General features: G+C 69.6%; 22 protein-coding genes. 19 read left to right on the top strand and 3 right to left on the bottom strand.

What is annotated here, in order from left to right; genetic code table 11:
* The first annotated feature begins 22 nt into the window (after nucleotides 1-22).
* The 8 genes from MKP15_RS14115 to MKP15_RS14150 all read left to right on the top strand — a co-directional run bounded on the left by MKP15_RS14115 (nucleotide 23) and on the right by MKP15_RS14150 (nucleotide 9,317).
* Entirely contained in the window at nucleotides 23-562 is a 540-nt protein-coding gene (locus MKP15_RS14115) for a gamma carbonic anhydrase family protein (RefSeq protein WP_240213145.1), read from the top strand.
* A 130-nt stretch (nucleotides 563-692) separates the two neighbouring features.
* Nucleotides 693-1,598, top strand: a complete 906-nt coding sequence (locus MKP15_RS14120; RefSeq protein ID WP_240213146.1) for a DUF2167 domain-containing protein — start codon at nucleotides 693-695, stop codon at nucleotides 1,596-1,598.
* Nucleotides 1,599-1,791: 193 nt separating this feature from the next.
* Nucleotides 1,792-2,469, top strand: a complete 678-nt coding sequence (locus tag MKP15_RS14125) for an RDD family protein (protein WP_104940069.1) — start codon at nucleotides 1,792-1,794, stop codon at nucleotides 2,467-2,469.
* Entirely contained in the window at nucleotides 2,466-3,464 is a 999-nt protein-coding gene (locus tag MKP15_RS14130) for a stage II sporulation protein M (RefSeq protein ID WP_240213147.1), read from the top strand. The genes MKP15_RS14125 and MKP15_RS14130 overlap by 4 nt, the downstream gene beginning before the upstream one ends.
* On the top strand, nucleotides 3,454-5,034 hold the full coding sequence (locus tag MKP15_RS14135; protein ID WP_240213148.1) for a DUF4129 domain-containing protein: 1,581 nt from the start codon (nucleotides 3,454-3,456) through the stop codon (nucleotides 5,032-5,034). The genes MKP15_RS14130 and MKP15_RS14135 overlap by 11 nt, the downstream gene beginning before the upstream one ends.
* Nucleotides 5,031-6,176, top strand: coding sequence for a DUF4350 domain-containing protein (locus MKP15_RS14140; protein ID WP_240213149.1), 1,146 nt, complete (start codon nucleotides 5,031-5,033; stop codon nucleotides 6,174-6,176). The genes MKP15_RS14135 and MKP15_RS14140 overlap by 4 nt, the downstream gene beginning before the upstream one ends.
* The gene (locus MKP15_RS14145) at nucleotides 6,173-7,192 is read left to right on the top strand and encodes a MoxR family ATPase (RefSeq protein ID WP_240213150.1); all 1,020 of its coding nucleotides are present in this window, start codon (nucleotides 6,173-6,175) and stop codon (nucleotides 7,190-7,192) included. The genes MKP15_RS14140 and MKP15_RS14145 overlap by 4 nt, the downstream gene beginning before the upstream one ends.
* 826 nt (nucleotides 7,193-8,018) lie before the next feature.
* Nucleotides 8,019-9,317, top strand: a complete 1,299-nt coding sequence (locus MKP15_RS14150; RefSeq protein WP_240213151.1) for a DUF58 domain-containing protein — start codon at nucleotides 8,019-8,021, stop codon at nucleotides 9,315-9,317.
* 51 nt (nucleotides 9,318-9,368) lie between these two features.
* On the opposite strand, the gene MKP15_RS14155 is transcribed toward MKP15_RS14150, so the two are convergent.
* From MKP15_RS14155 to MKP15_RS14165, 3 genes are all read right to left on the bottom strand, one after another.
* The gene (locus MKP15_RS14155) at nucleotides 9,369-9,704 is read right to left on the bottom strand and encodes a hypothetical protein (RefSeq protein WP_240213152.1); all 336 of its coding nucleotides are present in this window, start codon (nucleotides 9,702-9,704) and stop codon (nucleotides 9,369-9,371) included.
* Nucleotides 9,705-9,985: 281 nt separating this feature from the next.
* A complete protein-coding gene (locus tag MKP15_RS14160) occupies nucleotides 9,986-11,173 on the bottom strand; it encodes a glutathionylspermidine synthase family protein (protein ID WP_240213153.1) in 1,188 nt (395 codons plus the stop codon).
* 4 nt (nucleotides 11,174-11,177) lie between these two features.
* On the bottom strand, nucleotides 11,178-11,738 hold the full coding sequence (locus MKP15_RS14165) for a DUF1190 domain-containing protein (RefSeq protein ID WP_161614890.1): 561 nt from the start codon (nucleotides 11,736-11,738) through the stop codon (nucleotides 11,178-11,180).
* Nucleotides 11,739-11,989: 251 nt separating this feature from the next.
* Here MKP15_RS14165 and ilvD point away from each other — a divergent pair, with 251 nt between their 5' ends.
* The 11 genes from ilvD (at nucleotide 11,990) to MKP15_RS14215 (ending at nucleotide 21,448) form a co-directional block, all read left to right on the top strand.
* Nucleotides 11,990-13,828 (top strand): dihydroxy-acid dehydratase, encoded by a 1,839-nt coding sequence (gene ilvD / locus MKP15_RS14170; RefSeq protein WP_240213203.1) that lies wholly within the window; start codon nucleotides 11,990-11,992, stop codon nucleotides 13,826-13,828.
* A gap of 708 nt (nucleotides 13,829-14,536) precedes the next feature.
* On the top strand, nucleotides 14,537-14,716 hold the full coding sequence (locus MKP15_RS14175) for a hypothetical protein (RefSeq protein ID WP_240213154.1): 180 nt from the start codon (nucleotides 14,537-14,539) through the stop codon (nucleotides 14,714-14,716).
* A gap of 278 nt (nucleotides 14,717-14,994) precedes the next feature.
* A complete protein-coding gene (locus MKP15_RS14180; RefSeq protein ID WP_240213155.1) occupies nucleotides 14,995-15,537 on the top strand; it encodes a YdeI/OmpD-associated family protein in 543 nt (180 codons plus the stop codon).
* Between the two features lie 453 nt (nucleotides 15,538-15,990).
* The gene (gene catB, locus MKP15_RS14185) at nucleotides 15,991-16,623 is read left to right on the top strand and encodes a type B chloramphenicol O-acetyltransferase (protein WP_240213204.1); all 633 of its coding nucleotides are present in this window, start codon (nucleotides 15,991-15,993) and stop codon (nucleotides 16,621-16,623) included.
* A 314-nt stretch (nucleotides 16,624-16,937) separates the two neighbouring features.
* Entirely contained in the window at nucleotides 16,938-17,354 is a 417-nt protein-coding gene (locus MKP15_RS14190; protein WP_104937708.1) for a hypothetical protein, read from the top strand.
* 61 nt (nucleotides 17,355-17,415) lie between these two features.
* Nucleotides 17,416-17,790 carry a PH domain-containing protein gene (locus tag MKP15_RS14195; RefSeq protein WP_054662284.1) on the top strand — a complete coding sequence of 125 codons (375 nt, stop codon included), beginning with the start codon at nucleotides 17,416-17,418 and terminating at the stop codon, nucleotides 17,788-17,790.
* A 78-nt stretch (nucleotides 17,791-17,868) separates the two neighbouring features.
* Nucleotides 17,869-18,351, top strand: a complete 483-nt coding sequence (locus MKP15_RS14200) for a GNAT family N-acetyltransferase (protein WP_240213156.1) — start codon at nucleotides 17,869-17,871, stop codon at nucleotides 18,349-18,351.
* 319 nt (nucleotides 18,352-18,670) lie between these two features.
* A complete protein-coding gene (locus MKP15_RS14205; protein ID WP_240213157.1) occupies nucleotides 18,671-18,994 on the top strand; it encodes a carboxymuconolactone decarboxylase family protein in 324 nt (107 codons plus the stop codon).
* A gap of 10 nt (nucleotides 18,995-19,004) precedes the next feature.
* Complete coding sequence (locus tag MKP15_RS17010; RefSeq protein WP_275692586.1) at nucleotides 19,005-19,136, top strand: hypothetical protein; 132 nt, start codon at nucleotides 19,005-19,007, stop codon at nucleotides 19,134-19,136.
* A 138-nt stretch (nucleotides 19,137-19,274) separates the two neighbouring features.
* On the top strand, nucleotides 19,275-20,954 hold the full coding sequence (locus MKP15_RS14210) for an electron transfer flavoprotein-ubiquinone oxidoreductase (RefSeq protein WP_240213158.1): 1,680 nt from the start codon (nucleotides 19,275-19,277) through the stop codon (nucleotides 20,952-20,954).
* A gap of 98 nt (nucleotides 20,955-21,052) precedes the next feature.
* Nucleotides 21,053-21,448: a c-type cytochrome gene (locus MKP15_RS14215; protein ID WP_240213159.1), complete on the top strand. Its 396-nt coding sequence runs from the start codon at nucleotides 21,053-21,055 to the stop codon at nucleotides 21,446-21,448.
* Nucleotides 21,449-21,477: the final 29 nt, after the last annotated feature.

Here is a 21,477-nt window from a genome sequence, read left to right on the forward strand (position 1 = left end):
CCTGAACTCTCGAGCTATTCCAATGCCTCCCCTCCGCCCCTTCCTGGACAAATCCCCCACCCTAGGCCAGCGCGTCTACGTCGACCCCGCCAGCACCATCATCGGCGACGTGGTGCTGGGCGATGACGTGTCGGTGTGGCCGGGCACGGTGATCCGGGGCGATGTGAACCATGTGCGCATCGGCGCGCGCACCAATGTGCAGGACGGCACCATCATCCATGTCAGCCACGAGAGCCCGTACAACAAGGGCGGCTACCCCACGCTGATCGGCGAGGGGGTGACCGTGGGGCATGGCTGCATCATCCATGCGTGCCGCATTGGCGATTACTGCCTGATCGGCATGGGCGCGTGCGTGCTGGATGGCGCGGTGATCGAGGACGAGGCGTTCATCGGCGCCGGTGCGGTGGTGGGGCCGGGCAAGCGGGTGGCGCGCGGCGAGTTGTGGGTGGGCAACCCGGCGCGGCCGGTGCGCACGTTGAGCGCGAAGGACATCGAAGGGCTGCGCTATTCGGCGGACCACTACGTGCGGTTGAAGGACCAGTACCTGGGGATGGCGGGCTGACGGTTGCCTGCGGGGCAAGCCCCGCAGCTACGGGCATCGGCGGCGCTGGCCGTTGCCCGCGGGCCGGGCTTGGCCCACACTGCCGGCCTCGGGCGTGGGGACGCCCTTTTTCCAGGGAAAGGAATATTTCATGTCGATCAAAACCATGGCGCTGGCCCTGCTGGCCGGTGCAACGCTGCTCTGCGCCGCTGCGCCGGCCGCCCACGCACAGGACGCGCAGGACGCTCCGGACCCGGCCGCGTTCGTGCAGTCGCTGCATTTCCGCTCCGGCACCATCGAAGTGCCCGCGGCCAAGGCACGCTTCAACCTGGGCCCGGAGTTCCAGTACCTGGACCAGGCCGATGCGCGGCGCGTGCTGGAAGACCTGTGGGGCAACCCGCCCGACGCCGACGTGCTGGGGCTGGTGGTGCCGCGTTCGCCCAGCCTGGCCGATGACGACAGCTGGGCGGTGGTGGTGACCTATTCGGACGACGGCTACGTGTCCGACGAGGACGCGTCGAAAATGAACTACGCCAAGCTGCTGCGCGAAATGCAGGAGCAGACCGAAGCGGCCAACCCCGAGCGCGAGAAGGCCGGCTACGGCACGCTGCAGCTGGTGGGCTGGGCGGTGCCGCCGCGCTACGACGCCGGCAACAACAAGCTGTACTGGGCCAAGGAGCTGGCGTTCAACGGCCAGCCCAACCACGTGCTCAATTACGACATCCGCGTGCTCGGCCGCCACGGCTACCTGAGCCTCAACGCGGTGTCGGGCATGAATGAGCTGGGGCTGGTGCGCAGCGGCATGGAGAAGCTGCTGCCGATGGCCGAGTTCGAGCCGGGCGCGCGCTATGCCGACCACAACCCCAAGACCGACAAGATCGCCGCCTACGGCGTGGCCACGCTGATCGGCGGCGGGCTGGCGGCCAAGGCCGGGCTGTTCGCCAAGCTGGGCCTGGTTTTCGCCAAGTTCTGGAAGCTGCTGCTGATCGGCGCCATCGCGCTGGGCGGGGTGGCGCGCAAGTTCTTCGGCGAGCGCAACAAGGGCACGGTGCGCTGAGCTGCACGCACGCCGCCACGGTGCCCAGCGCAGGCTGGGCATCGGCGGCGGCGGCGGGTAAAGTCAGCCGCTGACAGGACGCCACCGAGACACGCATGCCCGCGGCAGCCGCCCGGTTTGGATACCGGGTTTGCGACAACCCACGCCCCTGCGCGCGACCGGCGGCGCCCGGCCGTTGAGCACCGCGCCGCCCATGCTCGATACCTACCGCGAGGTGATCACGCCCGAAGGCGTGCCGCTGCAGTTGCCGGCGGCCGGCCCGGTGCCACGCGCGCTGGCGTGGCTGATCGACCTGATGGTGCGGTTTGGCGTGCTGGGGTTGATGAGCCCGCTGCTGATGGCGCTGGGCGGGCTGGGCCAGGGCCTGTACCTGGGGCTGATGTTCCTGCTGTTCTGGGGCTACCCCATCGTGCTGGAAGTGTGGTTCGGGCAGACCCTGGGCAAGCGCGCGCTGGGCCTGCGGGTGGTGGCGCGCGACGGCGCGCCGCTGGGCTGGGTGCCGGCGATCGTGCGCAACCTGCTGCGCACCGTGGACATGCTGCCGTTCGGCTACGCGCTGGGCCTGCTGGCCTGCCTGTGGGATCCGCACGGGCGGCGGCTGGGCGATCTGGTGGCCGGCAGCCTGGTGGTGCACGTACCGGCGCCGGCACCAGTGCCGCCGGCACGCATCGACAGCGTGCTGGCGCCGCCGCTGCCGCTGCAGCCGGCCGAACAGCAGGCGGTGATCGCCTTTGCCGACCGCGCGCCGGCGTTGTCCGGCCCGCGCCAGAACGAGCTGGCCGACATCGCCAGCGGGCTGAGCGGCGCACGCGGGCAGACCGGCGTGCTGCGCCTGTATGCGATGGCCAACTGGCTGCTGGGGCGGCGATGAGGCAGGAACAGTTCGTCACCCGCCACGAACACGAATGGCGCCAGTTCGAGGACTGGCTGCAGCAGCGCGGTGGCAGTGCGCGCAGGGCACGCAACACGCCGGCGCCGGACCTGCCCGGCGACGAAACCATTCCCGAACGCTACCGGCGCCTGTGCCAGCAGCTGGCGCTGGCGCGCCGCCGCGGCTACAGCCCGCAGCTGGTCGAGCGCCTGCAGCAGCTGATGCAGCGCGGCCACAACCTGCTGTACCGCGCGCCGCCGCCGCGCTGGCAGCGCGCGCTGGAATTCCTGTTCGCCGGGTTCCCGCAGCTGGTGCGCAGCCAGGCCGCGGCCATGTGGGTGGCGTGCGCGCTGTTCGTGCTGCCGCTGGTGGGGGTGTTCGTGCTGCTGCAGTACAAGCCCGAACTGGTGCACCTGCTGCTGGACCCGCAGCAGATCGCGCACATGGAGAAGTCGTACGACCCGTCCGCCGAGCACCTGGGCCGCACCCGCGACAGCGGCACCGACTGGGCGATGTTCGGCCACTACATCATGAACAACATCAGCATCGGCCTGCGCACCTTCGCCAGCGGGCTGCTGGCCGGCGTCGGCACGGTGCTGGTGCTGCTGTACAACGGGCTGGCCATCGGCGCGGTGGCCGGCCACCTGCAGCACATGGGCTACGGCGACCCGTTCTGGCGTTTCGTCGCCGGGCACGCGCCGCTGGAGCTGACCGCCATTGTCATTGCCGGTGGCGCCGGCCTGCAGCTGGGGCTGCGGCTGATCGCGCCGGGCCGAAAACGGCGCATCGACGCGCTGGTGGAAGGCGGGGTGATCGGCGCGCGGCTGTGCCTGGGGGTGGCGTTCATGCTGCTGCTGGCGGCGTTCGTCGAGGCGTTCTGGTCGTCCATCGCCACGGTGCCGGCGTGGGGCAAGTTCACCGTCTCCGGCGTGCTGTGGGCGCTGGTGTTCGGCTGGCTGTGGCGCGGCGGCCACGGGGGGCGCGATGCGCATTGACCAGCTCGACGTGGTGCTGCGCGCCCGCTCGCAGTGGGAGGCGATGGAGCTGGGCACCGCGCTGGTGCGGCGCCATGCCGCGGCCATCTGGACGCCGTGGCTGCTGCTCACCGGCCCGGTGTTCGTGCTGCTCAACCTGGGCGGGTGGTGGCTGGACGCCTTCTGGCTGCCGGCGCTGCTGCTGTGGTGGCTGAAGCCGGTGTTCGAGCGCATCCCGCTGTACGTCATCTCGCGCGGCGCGTTCGGCGCGGTGCCCGGCACCGCCGACACACTGCGCGCGCAGTGGCGCTGGGGGGTACGCGCGCTGCCCGGTTACCTGCTGTGGCGGCGGCTGGGCCCGGCGCGCGCGCTGCTGATGCCGGTGGACCTGCTCGAAGGCGGCGACGCCGCGCAGCGGCGGCTGCGCCGGCGCGTGCTGGGCGGCGCGGCCTATGGCCATGCCGCGCTGCTGACGCTGGTGTGCTGGCATTTCGAAGTGATGCTGCAGGTGGCCGGCATCGCGCTGGTGTTCCTGTTCGTACCGCTGGATTCCCTGCCCGAGTCGCTGCGCGTGGCGGTGTCGCTGATCGGCAGCGACACCCCGGCGTGGGTGTGGCTGGGCTTCAACCTGCTGGCGTGGGCGGCGATGACGCTGATCGGCCCGTTCTACAGCGGTGCCGGCTTCGGCCTGTACCTCAACCGCCGCACCCAGCTGGAAGCCTGGGACGTGGAAATCGCCTTCCGTCGCCTGCGCGCACGGCTGGCGCAGGCCGCGCCGCTGGTGCTGGTAATGGTGATGGGGCTGGCCATGCTGCCGCTGGCGGCGCCGGTGCATGCCCAGGATGCCGCCGCTCAGGCCCCGGCGGCACACGACAACCACAAGGCGGGTGGGTCGCAGGCCACGGCCGCCGCCACACCCGCGGGCGTGTTCGGCGCCGCACCGGCCGATACCGCCGGCTTCCGCCAGGCGGCCGCACGCGCCTATGACGACCCGCAGCTGGGCGCCCGGCATACCGTCTGCCGCTGGGAGCGCCGCGACGCGGAGGTGGAGAAGCCGGACCGCGACTGGAATTTCCCGGGGGGCTCGCTGTTCGCCGCGGCGGCCAGGCTGCTGGCGCTGCTCAGCGAAGCCGCCTTGTGGATCCTGGTCGGTGGACTGTTGCTGGCGCTGGCGCTGACCGCGCGCTGGTGGCTGCCGTGGCTGCGGGGCAGCGGGCGCCGCCGCCGGCGCGGGGCCGAATCGGAGGTCACCGCGCACGCGCTGCAGCTGCCCGACACCTTGCCGCCGGACATCCTCGCCAGCGCGCGCCGCCTGTGGCAGGACGGCAGGCCGCGGCATGCGCTGGCGCTGCTGTACCGCGCCAGCCTGGACGAACTGGCGCAGCGCGCCGACATCGTGCTGCCGCCGGGCAGCACCGAGGCACAGTGCCTGCGCGCATCCAGGCGCATGCCGCAGGACGCGGACCGGCGCCTGTTCGCGCGCATGGTGCGCACCTGGCAGTACGCCGCCTATGCCGGCCGGCTGCCGTCGGATGCCGAATTCCAGGCCCTGCTTGACGCCCTGCGCCAGCAGTACGGGTGGGCCGCATGAGCGCACGCGTGCGCGATGCGCTGATCGCCCTGGCGGTGCTGCTGCTGGCCGCGCTGGCGGTGACGTGGTTCCTGCGCACCCACCAGCGCACATGCGAACCGGCCACGCTGCCGGCCTACGGCGAGCCCACCTTCAACCCGCTGTTCGCGCTGCGCGAAGCGCTGCGCCGCGACGGCGTGGACGCCGACACCCGGCGCACGCTCGACCTGGCCGGCATGCAGCTGCAGCCGCGCGACACCGTGCTGCTGCTGGACGACCCGCGCCAGCTCACGCCCGCGCAGGTGGCGCAGCTGGTGGACTGGGTGGAGTACGGCGGCCACCTGCTGCTGCGCATGCCCGCGGCCGACGAGGCGCTGGATGGCGAGCAGACGCTGCTGGGCCGTTTCGGCATCGCACCGGGCAAGGTGGCGCCGCGCTGCCAGCCCTGGCATGTGCCGGGGCAGGAACAACACCAGGAATTCTGCGCCGGCCCGCGCTTCACCGTGGGCGAGCACGCCCGCGTCGAACGCCGCTGGGGCGATGCCACCGACACCACCCTGGCCTACGCGCGGCTGCGCTACGGCAGCGGCCGGATGGACGTGCTGGCCGACATGGATTTCCTGCGCAACGGCCGCGACGAACAGGACACCGGCCTGCGCGACCTGCCGCACCGCGACCTGGCGCGGCTGGTGCTCGCGCCCAACTACGGCAAGGGCCGCATGCACCTGGTCTACGCCGCCGAAGCGCCGTCGCTGTGGCGTACCGTGCTGCAACGCGGCTGGCCGATCTGGCTGCCGCTGCTGCTGGCGCTGCTGGCGTGGCTGTGGATGCGCGCCCAGCGCTTCGGCCCGCTGCAGCCATCGCCGCGGCAGGAGCGCCGCTCGCTGCTGGAACACGTGCGCGCCAGCGGCGAACACCTGCACCGCTACGGCAAGGCGCCGCTGCTGTACGACGCGGTGCGCCAGTCGTTCCTGGCGCGCCTGCGGCGGCGCGCGCCGCTGGCCGCCGCGCTTGCCGGCGACGCCCAGCTGCAGGCCATCGCCGACCACCTGCGCTGGCCCACCGAACGGGTGCGGCTGGCGCTGCAACTGCCCCCGTCACGCGACGACACCGCGCTGTGCGAACGCATCGTCCTGCTCATCCAGATGAGAAACCAGCTATGACCGACCTGCCCGCTCCGCCCGCCCTGCCCGGCGATGCCCCGACCCCGGCGCCCGCCCCCGGCAACGTCGAACTGATCGAACGCGTCGAACGCCTGCGCAACGCCGTCGGCCAGGCTTTCATCGGCCAGGCCGAGGTGCTGGACCAGATTCTGGTGGCGCTGCTGGCCGGCGGCCACGTGCTGATCGAAGGGGTGCCCGGCCTCGGCAAGACCCTGCTGGTGCGCGCGCTGGCGCAGGCGCTGGAGCTGGACTACGCACGCGTGCAGTTCACCCCCGACCTGATGCCCAGCGACGTCAGTGGCCACGCGGTGTACGACCCCAAGACCGAGAGCTTCAAGATCCGCCGCGGCCCGGTGTTCACCCACCTGCTGCTGGCCGACGAGATCAACCGCGCCCCGGCCAAGACCCAGTCGGCGCTGCTGGAGGTGATGCAGGAGGGCCAGGTCACCATCGAGGGCCGCGCGTTCCCGCTCAACCCGCCGTTCCTGACCCTGGCCACGCAGAACCCGGTGGAGCAGGAAGGCACCTACCCGCTGCCGGAAGCGCAGCTGGACCGGTTCCTGCTCAAGGTGCTGATCGACTACCCGCAGCTGGAAGACGAGAAGCGCATGGTCGCGGCGATCACCGCCGGCCGCAGCGCCAGCGATTTCGACCTGTCGCAGGTGCCGCGGGTGATGAACGGCGCCGACGTGGTGGCCCTGCAGCAGGCGGTGGCGGCGATCACCGTGGACCCGCAGGTGATCGACTACGCGGTGCGGATCGTCGCCGCCACCCGCAAATGGCCGGGCATCGCGCTGGGCGCCGGCCCGCGTGGCAGCCTGGCGCTGGTACGTGCGGCGCGTGCGCAGGCGGTGCTGGCCGGGCGCGATTTCGTCACCCCCGACGACGTGCGCGAGATCGCCAGGCCGGCGCTGCGGCACCGTATCGCGCTGGCGCCGGAGCTGCAGATCGAAGGGCAGTCGGCGGACGATGCGCTGACCGCGTTGCTGGCCAAGGTGGAGGCACCGCGCAGATGAGCCCGCGTGGCGGCCAGGCGGCTTCGGTTCGTGCTTCTTCGCACGTGGTGCGAGGGGTGGGGCCGGGGTGGGCTGCTATTGCCGCCATTGCCATGTATGCATTCACTGAGGTAACCGCACAGGCAGGAATTGCGGTTGCGGTTGCGGTTGCCCGTGATTTTGCTTTCCGGCTTTTGACCCACACCGCCGTAGAGCGGGCCGAGCACCGCAGCGGGCCGAGGGGCGAAGAGGCGCACGTGTCTGAGCGAAACGAGTTGTGCGCCGTCCCCTCGGCAGGCGAGGCGCGCAGGGAACCGATGCGGCTTCATCGCATCGGCTCGCGTCCGGCGCGTGTTTCTTTTGGCTATCTTTTCTTTGCACGAGCAAAGAAAAGTAGCTCGCACCCCGAAGGGGAGCGAAAGCCTTTGCTCTTGCTTACGCCGTTGCCTCTGCCTTCCAGAAAGCAACAGCCAAGGCAGCAGCTTGAAAGCAGAGCTTTCGCTCCTGCTTCGCAGGAGCGAGCCACCTTTCTTTGCTCGTGCAAAGAAACGTGGCCCAAAGAAAGCACGCCCTGCCTGCGCGCCCGACGCGCTGCGCGCGCCGGGTCCACTCCGCCGGCGGGATTTTTCTACGCGACATCCCTGTCGCGTAGAAAAACGACGCACATCCATGTGCGTCGCCCTTCGGGTTTTCCCCACCGGCTCCGTCGCTACGGAAGGGAATTCGAAAGTCCAAAGCAGGCGGCAACAGCCAGATCACAGGCAACCGCAACCGCAACCGCAACCGCAAAGGCTCTCGTGCTTTCGCACTCGCACGCAAGCATCGCGTTTGGCATGAGGGCCACCGCATGAGGCCCGCCCCGCTGTTGATCGCACTGCTCGCCCTGTGGGGCCTGCTCGGCATTCCTGTTGCCCTGCACCTGCTGCCCGTCGAAATCTGGACGGCAACCGCCTGCGCCATCGCCCTGCCCGCCCTGGTCGACGCGCTGTGGCTGTGGCGCCGGCCCACGCCCACGGTGCGGCGCGAGCTGCCCGAAACCCTGGCGCTGGGCGTGGAGCGCGAGACCTGGCTGCAGCTGGACGCTGCCGTCCGGCAACGGGTGGACGTGTTCGACCTGGTGCCCGGCGGCTGGGCGCTGCGTGGCCTGCCACGCACGCTGCGCCTGGCGCGCGCCAGCGAGTCGCGCTTCAGCTACCACTTCACGCCAGGCGCGCGCGGTGCTTTCGTCTTTGACGGCGTGCAGCTGCGCCTGCACTCGCCGCTGCGGCTGTGGCGGCAATCGCGCGTCGCTGGGCCGGTGCAGAACGTGCGGGTCTACCCGAACTTCGTGCCGCTCACGCGGCTGGCGCTGCTCAGCGCGGAGATGGCCTCGCGCCTGGTCGGCGCGCACCTGAAGCGGCGCCGTGGCGAAGGCACGGATTTCCACCAGATGCGCGAGTACCGGGTCGGCGACAGCCTGCGCCAGATCGACTGGAAGGCCACGTCGCGCGCGCGCAAGCTGATCTCGCGCGAGTACCAGGACGAGAAGAACCAGCAGCTGGTGATGATGATCGATACCGGCCGGCGGATGCTGGCCGACGAGGGCGGGCTGTCGCATTTCGACCACGTGCTCAATGCGTCGCTGGTGGTGTCCTACCTGGCCCTGCGCCAGGGCGACGGCGTGGGCCTGTTCGCCAGCGGCGGCGAAAGCCGCTGGGTGGCGCCGCAGCGCGGGCTGGGCGCGATCGACACGCTGCTGCGCGCCAGTTTCGACCTGCAGCCGCAGCCGGTGGCCACCGACTACCTGGCCGCCGCCACCGGGCTGTCGCTGCGGCAGTCGCGCCGCTGCCTGGTGATGCTGGTGACCAACGTGCGCGACGAGGACATCGAGGACCTGCTGGCCGCCGTGCGCCTGCTGCAGAAGCGCCACCTGGTGTGCGTGGCCAGCCTGCGCGAGCGCGAGCTGGACGATGCCCTGGCGCGCGGCGCCGATACCCTGCCCGACGCGGTGCAGGCCGGCGCCATCGCCCGCTACCTGCAGCAGCGCGCCGCCGCGCACGAGGCGCTGCGCAGCCACCGGGTGATGGTGCTGGACGTCACCGCCGAGGAGCTGCCCGGCGCGCTGGTGGAACGCTACCTGGCGGTCAAGCGCGACGGCCTGCTGTAAGCGCCCGCGGGCAGCGCTGGCAGGCCCTGGTGGACCCGCCAGCCGCGGCAATCACTCGTGGATCGTGTAGGAACCGAGCTTGCACAGGTCCTGGGTGTCTTCGGTGATGTCTAGCCCCGAATCCTCGTCGAACTCGAAGCGCATGTCGTACACGCACTGGCTGCGGCCGTCGGCGATGGTGATCTGCACGGACTCGCCCGGTCCCAGCACATCGGAGCCCAGCACGTCTTCCTCCCAGTCGTCCACCCCGGCCGGCGAGGTATGGAAGTAGGTCATCACCGCCGAGGTGCCGTTCTTCAGGGTGAAGACCAGGTCCTGGGCGTGGGCCGCCGGCGCAAACGCGAGGGCCGCCAGCAGCGCGCCGGCGAAAAGCTTCTTGTCGAACATCAGGGTTCCTTCATGCACAGTGGGGATGGGTGCCCTGGCACGCGGCGCCGTTCTCCCCAACGGCGCCGGTGTATTCATGAATTGGCAGCGGGATTTGAGCTTCGCGGGGGCGCGAAGTCAATCAATATATTTTTCGCGGATCCGCGTTTTTCATGAGGTTTTCCGCAGCTGGAATACGGTTGTACGCCGCTCTGCCCGCGGCACCGGGCAGGGCACCGCGGCGCGTACGCGCGACACCCGGCACCGCGCGGGCGGGACCGGGCCAAGCACTGGCTTTGGGCTCAGACGTAGATGCGGGTGCTGCCGGCCGGGGCGTCGTCGATGATGGCGTGCGGCAGGAAACGCGCGCTGTCGCGGGTGATGCGGCTGTCGTCCTCGCGCACGCCGATGCCGCAGGCACGGTCGCCCACCACCCAGCTGCCGACCAGCGGGTAGTTGCCGTCGAATACCGGCAGCGGATGGAACGCCTGCACGATGCACGGCCCCGTATACGGGCCTTCGCTCTCCTGCCAGCGGCCATCGCTCATGTGCATGGCGATGTTGGCGCCTTCGCGCGAGTGCAGCGGCTTGCGCACCCAGCCCGCCGGCAGCGCGCTGCCGTCGTCGAAGTGCGCTTCCAGCAGGTTGGGGTGGCCGCGGTGGCGCTGCCACAGCAGCGGCAGGATGCCCTTGTTGCTCAGCACCGCCTTCCACGCCGGTTCCAGCAGGCGCACGCCGGAACCGGGCAGCGCCGCGCCGAATTGCTCGCGCATCAGGTCTTCCAGTGGATACAGCTTGAACAGGCTGCCGATCACCACGTCGTCCAGGTCGGTGAAGCGGCCGTCGGCCGACAGGCCGATGTCCTCGATGGCGATGGCCGCGCCGTGCAGGCCGGCCTGCGCCGCGCAGTCGCGCAGGTAGGCCACCGTGCCCTGGTCCTCCTCGGAGGCGCCCACCGCGCTGAAATACAGCGGCGGCGGCAGCTGCGCCGACAGCTCGGCGAAGCGCTCGACCAGGGCCTCGTGCAGCGAGTTGAACTGGTCGGCCTGCTGCGGCAGCGCGCCGCGGTTGCGCTGGTCTTCCAGCCATTGCCACTGGAAGAACGACGCCTCGTACAGCGAGGTCGGGGTGTCGTAGTTCAGCTCGTACAGCCTGGCCGGGCCATTGCCGTCGTAGGCGAAGTCCAGGCGGCCGTACAGGTGCGGGTCGCGGCGCCGCCAGCTCTCGGCGATCCAGTCGCGGAACGGCGCCGGGATCGCCAGCCGCTCCATCAGTTCTTCGCTGGCGACCACGTCGCCGACCAGGTCCAGCGCCATCGCGTGCAGCTCGGCGCTGGGGTCTTCCAGGTCGTTCTCGATCTGGCGCAGGGTGAAGGCGTAGTACGCGGTTTCGTCCCAGTACGGCGCGCCGTCGATGGTGTGGAAACGGAACCCCGCCTCGGCCGCGCGCGCGCGCCAGTTGGAGCGTTCGGCAATGGCGACCCGCTTCACTGCATCAACCGCCGACGGTGGTGCGGCTGCCGCTGCGCGCGCCGAAGCCACCGCGGCTGGCGGTGACGGCACGGTTGGGCTCGCTGCTGACCGGCGCCAGCCCGGCCTTGCCGGCGCCGATGCCGCTGGCGGTGTTCATGCCGCCGGTGCCGGCCGGCTTGGCCCAGCCATTGGCGTTGTCCTTGAACGCCGGCTGCGCGGCCGGCGGTGCGGCCACCGCCCCGGCGCGGCCGCCGTTGAGCATCTGCGACATGAAGAAGCCCATCATCATCGGCCCGATGAACGAGGTGCCGGCGCTGGTGTGCTGCTGCACGCACTGCTCGGCCGGGTACTCCTTGGCGCACTCTTCCTTGCTGGCGTACTTGGGCGCGGCGTCGGCGGCCTGCTGCTGCGCGGCGGCGAACGCGGTGCGGCAGGCGGACGGATCACCGGTGGCTTCGCTGCAGGCTTCCACCGAGGTGTACAGCCCTTCCTGCACCTGCACGGATTGCTCCTTCTGGCAGGCGGTGAACAGCAGCGGCGCGGTGCTCATCAGCAGCAGCGCGGTGGTCCTGGATCGCTTCATCGTCGTAGCCCCATGAAAGTCGTCCCCGAATGATGCCCGATCCGCGCGCGCGGGCGGAAATCGGCCGCGCCACCAACCTGAACGTCGTTTCAGGTAACCCCCCGGTCCCGCGGCCCCTGCGCCGGGCATTGGCCAGGCAGCCACGGGCCCGGTGGACGGCTTTTTCGCCGCGGCGTGGCGAGCGCGATGGTTGCAACAGCAACCGGGTTCTTCATGCAGAATCGATGGCACTGCGTTCCGTTGCCTTCCCCATGCCCGACTACCGCTCGAAAACCTCCACCGCCGGCCGCAACATGGCCGGCGCCCGCGCCCTGTGGCGCGCCACCGGCATGACCGATGGCGACTTCCACAAGCCGATCATCGCCGTGGCCAACTCCTTCACCCAGTTCGTGCCCGGGCACGTGCACCTGAAGGACCTTGGCCAGCTGGTGGCGCGCGAGATCGAGGCGGCCGGCGGCGTGGCCAAAGAATTCGACACCATCGCCGTGGACGACGGCATCGCGATGGGCCACGACGGCATGCTGTACTCGCTGCCCAGCCGCGAGATCATCGCCGACTCGGTCGAGTACATGGTCAACGCGCACTGCGCCGACGCGCTGGTGTGCATCTCCAACTGCGACAAGATCACCCCCGGCATGCTGATGGCCGCGCTGCGGCTGAACATCCCGGTGGTGTTCGTCTCCGGCGGGCCGATGGAAGCCGGCAAGACCCGGCTGGCCGAGCACAAGCTGGACCTGATCGACGCGATGGTCGCCGCCGGCAACGAGGCGGTGAGCGATGAACAGGTGGCTGCCATCGAGCGCAGCGCCTGCCCGACCTGCGGCTCGTGCAGCGGCATGTTCACCGCCAACTCGATGAACTGCCTGACCGAAGCGCTGGGCCTGTCGCTGCCGGGCAACGGCACCGTGGTGGCCACCCACAGCGACCGCGAAGCGCTGTTCAAGCGCGCCGGGCGGCTGGTGGTGGAGCTGTGCCACCGCTGGTACGGCGGCGAGGACGCCAGCGCGCTGCCGCGCGGCATCGCCACGTTCGAGGCGTTCGAGAACGCGATGACCCTGGACATCGCCATGGGCGGCTCGACCAACACCATCCTGCACCTGCTCGCCGCCGCGCAGGAAGCGGAGGTGGCATTCGACCTGCGCGACATCGACCGCCTGTCGCGGCGCGTGCCGCAGCTGTGCAAGGTGGCGCCGAACACGCAGAAGTACCACATCGAGGACGTGCACCGCGCCGGCGGCATCATGGCCATCCTCGGCGAGCTCGCGCGCGGCGGCCTGCTGCACACCGGCGTGCCGACCGTGCACAGCCGCACCCTGGGCGACGCCATCGCGCGCTGGGACGTGACCCAGGTGCAGGACGCGGCGGTCCATGAGTTCTACAAGGCGGGCCCGGCGGGCATTCCCACCCAGGTGGCCTTCAGCCAGAGCACGCGCTGGCCGTCGCTGGACACCGACCGTGCCGACGGCTGCATCCGCGACGTCGCCCATGCGTTTTCCAGCGAAGGCGGGCTGGCGGTGCTGTACGGCAACCTTGCCGCCGACGGCTGCGTGGTCAAGACCGCCGGCGTGGACGAATCCATCCACGTGTTCGAGGGCAGCGCCCGCGTCTATGAAAGCCAGGACGCCGCGGTGAAGGGCATCCTCGGCAACGAGGTGCAGGCCGGCGACGTGGTGGTGATCCGTTACGAAGGCCCCAAGGGCGGCCCCGGCATGCAGGAAATGCTCTACCCCACCAGCTACCTGAAGTCCAAGGGCCTGGGCAAGGCCTGCGCACTGCTCACCGACGGCCGTTTCTCCGGCGGCACCTCGGGCCTGAGCATCGGCCACTGCTCGCCGGAAGCCGCCGCCGGCGGCACCATCGGCCTGGTCCGCAACGGTGACCGCATCCGTATCGACATTCCGCAGCGTGGCATCCACCTGCGGGTGGACGACGCCGAACTCGCCCGCCGCCGCGACGAGCAGGCCGCGCGCGGCTGGAAGCCGGCACAGCCACGCCCGCGCAAGGTCAGCACCGCGTTGAAGGCGTACGCGCTGCTGGCGACCAGCGCGGACAAGGGCGCCGTGCGCGACAAGGCATTGCTGGACGGCTGAACACGCCCCGGGGCCGCCCCTCCGCGGCCCGCACACTTCCTGCAGGTGCCGGGCCCGCCCGCACTTGATCACCGACATGATGGCGCCCGGCCCGGCCAGTGTGCGGATCGACGGACACGCGCCTGAAGGGAAACAGGTGCGGCCGACCCGGCTCGTCATCGGCACCGGGATACTTGCGTGTCCATTGCCGCCAGCCAGATCCTAACCATGCAACGCCAGCACCCACCCGCGCTGCCGCAGCAGGATCTGCTGGCACATGATGATGTTCGGCCCATCCGGTGATAAGCAATGGGAAGGCGGCATGGCCATTTTCCATCTGGTCGCCACCACTTATCCTCTATCCATATTGCTCCTGGCGGCATCGTCATGCACATCCGCTGGCGGCGAGCCCGTCCCTATCGGTTATCGGCCCGCATGCATTGTTGCGGGCCAGCAAATCATTCAAGCCGAATCTGCTTCGCGGGTACGCTTGACTCAGGTATTAGGCCTCATGGGAAAGTGTCACTTCCCTATTGAGATCTTCGCCCTTCGCGGCCCTACCGATATCGAGCCCTACCTTGCTTCGTGCAAGATGTCGCCCGAGCCGTGGGCATCTGGCTTCAAAAGGTCTCTCTCGCGAATCGCGCATGGGACCTGACGGTTCATTCAAACCGAAGGCGCTTCGTTGCTCGAATTGATTGAGGTGCTAGCTTCCATATGACAGATCGCATGAGCCATCAGGATTACGTGCTCTCTTGCCGCGCGAGAGCAGCGGAGATCGCCAGGCGCGTGATTGCAGGCTCTATGCCAGTGCTTGAAGGCTGCCATCTCCTCGATGGCTTAAGCGCAGCAGTTGACATTCCAGACAACGATCCAGATTTCCTGGCCTTCAATGTGATCCGGGTCTGAAACGGAAGGTCTGCCGATCGGTCGTGTTCGTGAACATTGGGCACCAAACGCCCTTGCAGCACTTGAGCAGGAACTGCGCTCTGCCACAGACTGGGCTCGCCCCGTGGCATTGCCGGCATGTAAGTCCATAGTGGATCGCTTTGGGGCCTGATAATTCACTCAAGTCGACGCTACTGCGCGGCGCGGCTTAGTTCAGGCAGCAGGCGACAGCATGTAACTCCTCGTAGGCCAACCGCAGCGCAGCCCAGGTGCCAGGGATATCGACAGGAGCGTGCCGCATGCCCACCAGAACCCCGCCGACCATGTTTTCCAGCCCGGTTTTCGTTGCCGCGGGCCGGGCGTTCTCGTTCGCCCGGGTTCCGCCCGAAGTGAGCAGGTCCCATCTCCGGCGCGGCAGGATGACGGCCCGCGTGTCCATCGGTGAACGTCATTTCGATGCGCTGATGGAGCCCGATGGCAAGCTCGGGCATTGGTTCGTTGTTCCGCCCGGCGTCATCGGCACGGAAGCGCTGGCGGCCGAGGGGAATGTGCTGTTCACCCTGGCCAGCCTGGATGAGCAGCCCGATCCGGCGCTTCCCGATTACTTCCAGACGCTCCTGGCCGGAAGTCCATCGGCACGGGCGACCTGGGCGGATACGACCACGCTGGCCAGGATCGACTGGGTTCATTGGATGGAGTCCGCCAAGCAGGAAGCGACCCGGTGCGAGCGGGCCGCCAATGCGATCGACATGCTGGAGAAGGGGAAGAAGCGCGTGTGCTGCTTTGATCCATCGGGCTTCTACAGCAAGGCGCTGGCCTGCCCTGCGGAAGAGAAGCGGTAGGCGGCCGCGCCGAGGCCGGCAGGTCGGCCCACGCGCGCGCCGCGTGCCATGGGCCGCCGCGGGCACTACGCGGTGCAGGAAAGCCATGCGGGGTGCCGGCCATCGCCCGGGCAGGCGTTTCTCGTGCTGTCTGTGCCCGGCAGCCCGATCGCATACGCGGTCCGTGCCCGTGAGCGGCCGTGCGCGGTGCCCGGTATCAGCGCAGCGCTGCTGCTCGTCGGCCTGCATCGCGTTGCCAGGCCAGGCTGTCCTTCCTCCGCCGCTGCGCGTGGCCGCCACCGTGGTGGGGTTACCATGCGCGGCCGTGGCATGGCATGCGCACCTGGGTTGCCCAGCATCCATGACGCGGCCTCACGCCGGCCGTCGCCCGCGTTCCATCCAGGCCGGTTTCCGGACGGCGACCGGCACAGGCGCCCGCAGGCCGGGCAAGACGTGCATTACAGGCAGTCCTTCATGACCAATTACTTCGACAGCCCGTTCAAGGGCAAGCTGCTCTCCGAGCAGGTGACGAACCCGAACATCAAGGTCGGGCGATACAGCTACTACTCCGGCTACTACCACGGCCATTCGTTCGACGATTGCGCGCGCTATCTCCTGCCGGACCGGGAGGATGTCGACCAGCTGGTCATCGGCAGCTTCTGCTCCATTGGCTCGGGGGCCAGCTTCATCATGGCCGGCAACCAGGGCCACCGGCACGACTGGGTGTCTTCCTTTCCGTTTTTCTACATGCAGGAAGAGCCCGCTTTCGCCAGCGCGCAGGATGCGTTCCAGCGCGCCGGCGACACGGTGCTGGGCAGCGACGTATGGGTCGGGTCCGAGGCGATGATCATGCCTGGCGTGCGGATCGGGCATGGCGCGGTGATCGGCAGCCGCGCCCTGGTCACGCGGGATGTGGAGCCGTATGCGATCGTGGGCGGCAACCCCGGCAGACCAATCAGGAAGCGCTTCTCCGATGCGCAGATCGCGTTGCTGCTGGAGATGGCGTGGTGGGATTGGCCGATCGACTGGATCGAGGCCGCCATGCCGCTGTTGTGCACGTCCGACATTGCCGGCCTGCACGCGTACTGGCGCGGGCGTGCCGTCTGAATTCCAGGCCGGTGCGGGTTGGTTGAGGCCCGGGTAACCGGACGACTGCGAACGTGCCGCGGGCTGCGCATCCGCCGCACCCCGGTGCAGGGTGATCCGGGCGCCCCCCCCGGGGTCCGGGGTCCGGGGTCCGGGCAGCCTGGCTCGATGTCCGGGGTGGCGCACCACCCGGTGGATGAGCGGGTGCGGCAACGCCATGCAGCACAGCCGCGGGCGCTGGGTTTTCCCGATTCACAAGGCGTTTGCCAGCGGCCATACTCGCCCGATTGCCGCGGGCCCGCGGCGCGACACCCGTTGCACACCCGAGGATCGACATGGCCAGACCCGAGAACCGCTCGCAGCTGATGGACCGGCTGGGTGCCGTGCAGTTGAACACCGTGTGGAGCTGGTGCGCGGTCAACGATTCCGAGCGCAGGGTGTATTTCAGCATCTGGACCGACAACAGCTGCACGCACGATGGCGCGAAAGCGTACATCGTGCAGGGGCCGGAGTGGGGCATCAACGAGAACGGCAGCAAGTCGCCGGCCAGGAACGACCAGGATGCGAAGCTGGCGCTGGTGTTCGAGCAGGGCTACGAGCCGTGGTGCTACTTCATCGAGGCCAAGGACCGCACGGCGCATCCGCGTGAGATCGGCAGCACGCTGACCTCGTTCGTGCTGCTGCTCAAGCTGGACCGGCGTGCGGACGGAAGCATCGTCGGCACCCCGCTCAAGCGGGTCGAAATCCGCTAGCGCACAGCACGCCTGCATGCGGCGCGCCTTTCCGCGCCTGCTACCCAAGGAGAAACACGCAATGGCAGAAACCGCCGCAATCCTGGCATGGACCCTGGTGTCCGAATGCCCGGTCCCGAATGACGTGCATGAGCTGTTGGTCGCCGGCGAAACCGCAATCGCCGCATACAAGACCTTCCGCGACGCGGCCATCTTCACCAACAAGCGCCTGATCGTCAGGGATGCCCAGGGCTTCACCGGCAAGAAGGTGGAGATCTATTCGCTGCCGTACTCGTCCATCTACATGTGGTCGTCCGAGAACGGGCACGGCATCTTCAACTTCAACTCGGAGATCGAGCTGTGGACCAAGGCCGGCCACATCAAGGTCAACCTCAACAAGGGCATCGACGTGCGCCGGCTCGACCGGCTGATCGCCGAGGCCGTGCTCCTGGCCTGACAGCGCTGATGCGCCATGCTGGCCGGTGCCGTTGTCCACGCCACCGGCGCCGCCATCCGACCCTACGGACTGCCCGCCATGTCGATCCTCGTCCGCCCCGATGACCTGTCCTCGCCGCAGGTCCAGGCGCTGGTCGGCGAGCACCTTGCCGGCATGCACGGCAATACCCCCGCAGGCCATGTCCATGCGCTGGCGCTTGATGGCCTGCGCGCACCGGGGGTCAGCTTCTGGTCGGCGTGGCTGGACGGCCAGCTGTGTGGCTGCGGTGCGCTGAAGGCGCTGGGCGACGGTGCCGGCGAGATCAAATCCATGCGCACGCGGCCGCCGTTCCTGCGCCGCGGCGTCGGCCAGGCGGTGCTGGACGAGATCGTGCGCGCAGCGCGCGACAGCGGCTACACCCGGCTGTATCTGGAGACCGGAACCGGGGCGCCGTTCGCCGCCGCGCACGCGCTGTACCTGCGCAATGGCTTTGCCTGGTGTGGGCCGTTCGGCGGCTACACGGCCACGGCGTTCAATGTCTTCATGACCAAGCGCCTGCCGGCGCGGGACAACGCGGGCTGACGCTCCGCCGGCCACGCCACGGCGGCCTTCGTTGCACCCACCGGCAATGTCGATGCGCACGGCCCGCACTCGATCAACCGGCAACCAACGCCATCCTGCGCGGGCAGGATGCCGGCGGCACGGCAGTGCGCGAGGGCCGCAGATCGTCCGCACGCACGGCTCACCTGCGGGCCACCGGACCGGCGGCGCGGCGCGGCGCACCGGCAACGGCATCCACTGGCTCCACGGCGCCCCCCGTGCCGGAACGGCGTCACGCCGCCGTGCGATGCCGATATCATGCAGGTGCACCCGGCCACCACGACCCCCACAGGAGACACGCATGAGCGTATCGAAAGCGTTTGCCCTGTTCATGCGCGAGGCGCCCGCCGTCGCCGGCGCCTGGGGCCAGGTGGCGGATGCACTGGGGCGTGGCGCGCTGGACGGGAAGACCGCCGAGCTGGCCTATATCGCGGTGCTGGCCGCCACCGGAAACAATGCCGGCATCCCGTTCCACGTGCTGTCGGCAAAGGCGCGCGGTGCGTCGCGCGAGGAAGTGCTCGGCGCCGTGCTTGTCGGCCTGCCCGCCGCCGGCGCGGTCGTGATCGGCGCGCTTCCGGCCGCCCTGGAGGCATACGATGGGAACGACCAACAAAGCCTGGCATGAGCACAACCGCATGCCGCGCAATCCCACGTTCCAGCAACGCGTGGCCTGGCACGTGGCGCACGCCGCGGCCTGCGGCTGCCGCCCGATGCCACCGGCAATCGTCGAGTTGCTGAAGCAGCACGGGCCACGCGACAGCGCCTGACCCACCACCCCGGCCCTGTGGCAGCGGCGGCGGCCGCCGGCGCGGGTGCCCGTGGATTGGAACATCGCCGCCGGGTCGGTGAAAATGGGCCTTCAGCCCGTCGCCACGCCGTCGCCGGCCCCAGCCAAGAGTCCCCGCATGAATATTGAAGCCTCCTCCGCCCTCCCGCCGCGCGAAGCGATGGAATTCGACGTGGTGATCGTCGGCGCCGGCCCCGCCGGGCTGGCCACGGCCATCCGCCTGCGCCAGCTGGCGGTGGAAAAGGGCCAGGAGCTGTCGGTGTGCGTGCTGGAGAAGGGCTCCGAGCCGGGCGCGCACATCCTGTCCGGCGCGGTGATGGACCCGCGTGCGCTGAGCGAGCTGTTCCCGGACTGGAAGGACATGGGCGCGCCGCTGAAGCAGGCGGTGACCCGCGACGAGTTCCTGTTCCTGGATGCCACCGGCGCCAAGGCCACGCCCAACTGGCTGCTGCCGGGGTGCTTCCAGAACCACGGCAACTACATCGTCAGCTTGGGCGAGGTGACCCGCTGGCTGGCGCAGCAGGCCGAGGCGCTGGAAGTGGCGATCTTCCCGGGCTTCGCCGCCGCCGAGGTGCTGTACGACGACAACGGCGCGGTGATGGGCGTGGCCACCGGCGACATGGGCATCCACAAGGACGGCACCCCGGGCCCCAACTTCGAGCGCGGCATGGAGCTGCATGCGCGCTACACGATCTTCGCCGAAGGCGCGCGCGGCCACCTCGGCCGCCAGCTGATCAGCCGCTTCAAGCTCGATGCGGGCAAGGACCCGCAGAGCTATGGCATCGGCATCAAGGAACTGTGGCAGATCGACCCGGCCAGGCACGAGCCGGGCCTGGTGGTGCATGCGGCCGGCTGGCCGCTGGACGACGACACCTACGGCGGCGCGTTCCTGTACCACGCCGACGGCGGCAAGGTCTCGATCGGCTACGTGGTCGGGCTGGACTACCGCAACCCGTGGCTGAGCCCGTTCGAGGAATTCCAGCGCTTCAAGACCCACCCGGCGATCCGCAAACACCTGGAAGGCGGCAAGCGCATCGCCTACGGCGCGCGCGCGATCACCGCCGGCGGCATCCTGTCGCTGCCGAAGACGGTGTTCCCGGGCGGTGCGCTGGTCGGCTGCGAGGCCGGCTACCTCAACGTCAGCCGCATCAAGGGCAGCCACGCCGCGATCAAGACCGGCATGCTGGCCGCCGAGGCGGCGTTCGAGGCGCTGGCGGCCGGGCGTTCGCGTGACGAGCTGGCCGCCTACCCGGAGGCGTTCGAGAACAGCTGGCTCAAGACCGAGCTGCTGCAGTCCAAGAACTTCAAGCAGTGGTTCAAGAAGGGCCGCACCCTGGCCACGCTGATGACCGGCATCGAGCAGTGGCTGCTGCCCAAACTGGGCGTGCGCAACGCGCCGTGGACGATCCACCGCACCAAGGCCGACCACGAATGCCTGGAGCCGGCGGCCAGGCACACGAAGATCGAGTACCCGAAGCCGGACAACGTGCTGACCTTCGACCGCCTGAGCTCGGTGTTCCTGTCCTCGACCAACCACGAGGAAGACCAGCCCAGCCACCTGACCCTGAAGGACCCGACGGTGCCGGTGCGCATCAACCTGGCCGAGTACGCCGGGCCGGAAGCGCGCTACTGCCCGGCGGGCGTGTACGAGTTCGTCGGCGAAGGCGCGGACACGCGCCTGCAGATCAACGCGCAGAACTGCGTGCACTGCAAGACCTGCGACATCAAGGACCCGACCCAGAACATCGTGTGGGTGACCCCGCAGGGCGGCGGCGGGCCCAACTACCCGGCGATGTGATGGCGCGACCGCGCGTGTTTGCCGGCAAGGGAATGGAAACGGCGCCGCTTTCTGCCGGGCAGGCCCGGCCGCTGCGGGAGCAGTGCCGGGGGAACGCCGTGCGGCGCTGCCTGTTGCTGCTCGGGGTGGCGGCAGCACTATGCGCCTGCGGCCAGCGCGACGTGTTCAACCATGCCAGCGACGCCACCCCGCACCAGCGCGAGCTGGAGCGGGCGTTCGCCATCTGCGCCGGCTGCCACGACACCCGCGCCGACCTGGGCCACCGCGTCGGCCCCAACCTGCACGGCGTGATCGGCCGCCGGGCCGGCACCGCGCCGGGCTATGCCTATTCCGAGGCGATGCGCGACAGCGGCATCGTCTGGGACGCGCGGACCCTGGACGCGTTCCTGGCCTGGCCGCAGAAGCAGGTGCCCGGCACCCGCATGCCCAACGCGACGTCCGACCCGCAGCGCCGCAGGGCGGTGATCGAGTACCTGTCGGCACCCCCGCGCTAGCCGGGCCGGCGCGGCCACGCCGGAGGCGG

The sequence above is a fragment of the Stenotrophomonas sp. Y6 genome, from assembly GCF_022436665.1.
Taxonomy (GTDB): domain Bacteria; phylum Pseudomonadota; class Gammaproteobacteria; order Xanthomonadales; family Xanthomonadaceae; genus Stenotrophomonas; species Stenotrophomonas acidaminiphila_A.

Coding starts and splice junctions, on each gene's coding strand:
- MKP15_RS14115 (WP_240213145.1), top strand. CDS start 23: ATGCCTCCCCTCCGCCCCTTCCTGGACAAATCCCCCACCCTAGGCCAG.
- MKP15_RS14120 (WP_240213146.1), top strand. CDS start 693: ATGTCGATCAAAACCATGGCGCTGGCCCTGCTGGCCGGTGCAACGCTG.
- MKP15_RS14125 (WP_104940069.1), top strand. CDS start 1,792: ATGCTCGATACCTACCGCGAGGTGATCACGCCCGAAGGCGTGCCGCTG.
- MKP15_RS14130 (WP_240213147.1), top strand. CDS start 2,466: ATGAGGCAGGAACAGTTCGTCACCCGCCACGAACACGAATGGCGCCAG.
- MKP15_RS14135 (WP_240213148.1), top strand. CDS start 3,454: ATGCGCATTGACCAGCTCGACGTGGTGCTGCGCGCCCGCTCGCAGTGG.
- MKP15_RS14140 (WP_240213149.1), top strand. CDS start 5,031: ATGAGCGCACGCGTGCGCGATGCGCTGATCGCCCTGGCGGTGCTGCTG.
- MKP15_RS14145 (WP_240213150.1), top strand. CDS start 6,173: ATGACCGACCTGCCCGCTCCGCCCGCCCTGCCCGGCGATGCCCCGACC.
- MKP15_RS14150 (WP_240213151.1), top strand. CDS start 8,019: ATGAGGCCCGCCCCGCTGTTGATCGCACTGCTCGCCCTGTGGGGCCTG.
- MKP15_RS14155 (WP_240213152.1), bottom strand. CDS start 9,704: ATGTTCGACAAGAAGCTTTTCGCCGGCGCGCTGCTGGCGGCCCTCGCG.
- MKP15_RS14165 (WP_161614890.1), bottom strand. CDS start 11,738: ATGAAGCGATCCAGGACCACCGCGCTGCTGCTGATGAGCACCGCGCCG.
- ilvD (WP_240213203.1), top strand. CDS start 11,990: ATGCCCGACTACCGCTCGAAAACCTCCACCGCCGGCCGCAACATGGCC.
- MKP15_RS14175 (WP_240213154.1), top strand. CDS start 14,537: ATGAGCCATCAGGATTACGTGCTCTCTTGCCGCGCGAGAGCAGCGGAG.
- MKP15_RS14180 (WP_240213155.1), top strand. CDS start 14,995: ATGCCCACCAGAACCCCGCCGACCATGTTTTCCAGCCCGGTTTTCGTT.
- catB (WP_240213204.1), top strand. CDS start 15,991: ATGACCAATTACTTCGACAGCCCGTTCAAGGGCAAGCTGCTCTCCGAG.
- MKP15_RS14190 (WP_104937708.1), top strand. CDS start 16,938: ATGGCCAGACCCGAGAACCGCTCGCAGCTGATGGACCGGCTGGGTGCC.
- MKP15_RS14195 (WP_054662284.1), top strand. CDS start 17,416: ATGGCAGAAACCGCCGCAATCCTGGCATGGACCCTGGTGTCCGAATGC.
- MKP15_RS14200 (WP_240213156.1), top strand. CDS start 17,869: ATGTCGATCCTCGTCCGCCCCGATGACCTGTCCTCGCCGCAGGTCCAG.
- MKP15_RS14205 (WP_240213157.1), top strand. CDS start 18,671: ATGAGCGTATCGAAAGCGTTTGCCCTGTTCATGCGCGAGGCGCCCGCC.
- MKP15_RS17010 (WP_275692586.1), top strand. CDS start 19,005: ATGCCGCGCAATCCCACGTTCCAGCAACGCGTGGCCTGGCACGTGGCG.
- MKP15_RS14210 (WP_240213158.1), top strand. CDS start 19,275: ATGAATATTGAAGCCTCCTCCGCCCTCCCGCCGCGCGAAGCGATGGAA.